The following is a 1,923-nucleotide window of genomic DNA, read 5'->3' on the forward strand; positions in this document are numbered from 1 at the left end:
GCGGAGGAGGACGCCCGGGGCCGATAGCGCCCGGAGGCGTGAGGCCGATCGTGTTCGCCGTCTGCCGGATGAGGATCAGGGATCGATGAGCTGGGCCGCCGTCGTATCGGGGTGCTCGCTTGCGATGGACGCCTTCGCCATGTCCATCTGCGTGGGGGCCTGCACCGTGGGCAGTCCATGGCGCCCCGCCTCCCGCCTCGGGCTGGCCTGCGGGACGTTTCAGTTCTTCATGCCGCTTTTGGGGTGGAAGCTTGGCATGGCTTCCGCAAGGTGGTTCTCCTTCTGGGATCACTGGCTGGCCTTCGGGCTCCTGGCCTTTGTCGGAGGGGGAATGGTGTGCGACTTCCTCCGCGGCGGAGAGGAGGAGTGCCGCGACGTCACCCGGTCTCTCAGGCTGTTGCTCACGGTCGCGCTGGCCACGTCGATCGACGCCCTGGCCGTCGGGGCGGGGTTCGGCCTCACCCGACTGCCCGTCATGCCCCTCGCTGCCGTTGCCGGCGGGGTGACGGCGGGGGCATGTGCCGCGGGGACCTGGCTGGGCCGCACGGCGGGGGCGGGCCTCGGACGAAAGATGGAGCTCCTGGGTGGAGTCCTGCTTATCCTCATCGGCCTCAACATCCTGGCGACGCACCTGATGGAGGAGTGGAGGATGGGTACGGCGTCGGTCCTGCCCCCCTCCCTGGGCTAGCCTCGTGGGCTTCTACGTCTACGTGCTGCGCTGCGGGGACGGATCGCTCTACACGGGCTGGACCGTGGACGTCGCACGCCGCCTGAGCCGTCACCGCGCGGGACGGGGAGGGCGGTACACGCGTTCGCACCTGCCCCTTGAGCTCGTCTATCAGGAGGAGTGCGCGTCGCGCTCGGACGCGATGAGGCGCGAGGACGAGATCAAACGGATGAGCCGTGGGATGAAACTGACCTTGATCGAAGGGAAGGCGGACGCCTGAGGGAAATTGACGCGTCCTGAAGGGTGGGGGAGGGGCCGTCAGGCCCTCTCCCACTCCGCGTACTCCGGGACCAGGCGATGGAGCAGCGTCAGCGCCTCCTGCGGACGGCGGACGGCCTCGTCGAGGAGGGAGTTGAAGGATCGGGCGTCCATCGCCCCGCCCAGGGGGCTCGTGAAGATCTTCGGGTGTCGGGTCGGGTGTACGGACCCTGGGTCGTAGAAGAGCTCCTCCTCGAGCTTCTCTCCGGGGCGAACGCCGGTGAAGACGATGGGGATGTCGCGGTAGGGTTCGTACCCGTAAAGGCGGATCAGCAGCTCGGCCATCTCCGTGATGACGACGGGCTCCCCCATGTCCAGGACGAAGAGCTCGCCCCCTTTCCCCAGGGCGCCGGCCTGGATCACCAGGCTGACGGCCTCCGGGATCAGCATGAAGTAGCGCTTCATCTGCGGGTCGGTGACCGTGACGGGCCCCCCGACGCGATCTGCCTCTCGAACTTCGGGATCACGCTCCCCCGGCTGCCCAGCACGTTGCCGAAGCGCACGGCCATGTAGGCCGTCCCCGGGTGGCTCTCTTGCTCCTGCTCCAGTGCCCGCTCGGCGACCCGCTTCGTGGCCCCCATGACGCTCGATGGGTTGACGGCCTTGTCCGTGGAGATCAGCACCATCCGCTCCGCGCCGTGTTCACCGGCGGCGCGCGCCAAGGTGCGCGTCCCCAGCCCGTTGACGCGCAGCGCCTCCCTGGGGGAGAACTCCATCAGGGGGACGTGCTTGTGCGCGGCGGCGTGGAAGACTAACTGGGGTTGGTAACGGTCGAAGACGTCCCCCATGGCGATCTCGTCCGCGACGTCCGCGATGATGGGGCGTATGGGGACGTCCGGCTTCGCCCTGCTCAAAGACTCGGTCAGGAGGTAGATGGACTGTTCTCCGTGCCCCAGGACGAGGAGCTCCGCGGGCTTGTTTTGGATGACCTGCCGAAC

Annotated in this window: 2 protein-coding genes and 1 pseudogene; 2 read left to right on the plus strand and 1 reads right to left on the minus strand. The window is 68.1% G+C overall.

All coding sequences use genetic code 11. The features are described from left to right. Positions 1-85: 85 nt before the first annotated feature. Together SY1_RS10545 and SY1_RS10550 are read left to right on the plus strand one after the other, a co-directional pair. On the plus strand, positions 86-688 hold the full coding sequence (locus tag SY1_RS10545; RefSeq protein WP_015557011.1) for a manganese efflux pump MntP: 603 nt from the start codon (positions 86-88) through the stop codon (positions 686-688). A 4-nt stretch (positions 689-692) separates the two neighbouring features. Further along, positions 693-947, plus strand: coding sequence for a GIY-YIG nuclease family protein (locus SY1_RS10550; protein ID WP_208873763.1), 255 nt, complete (start codon positions 693-695; stop codon positions 945-947). A 38-nt stretch (positions 948-985) separates the two neighbouring features. Here the strand turns inward: SY1_RS10550 and SY1_RS12850 are convergent. Next, positions 986-1,911 (minus strand): annotated as a pseudogene (locus tag SY1_RS12850) (polysaccharide biosynthesis protein). Positions 1,912-1,923 lie beyond the last annotated feature (12 nt).

This window comes from Fretibacterium fastidiosum (genome assembly GCF_000210715.1).
GTDB classification, from domain to species: Bacteria; Synergistota; Synergistia; order Synergistales; family Aminobacteriaceae; genus Fretibacterium; species Fretibacterium fastidiosum.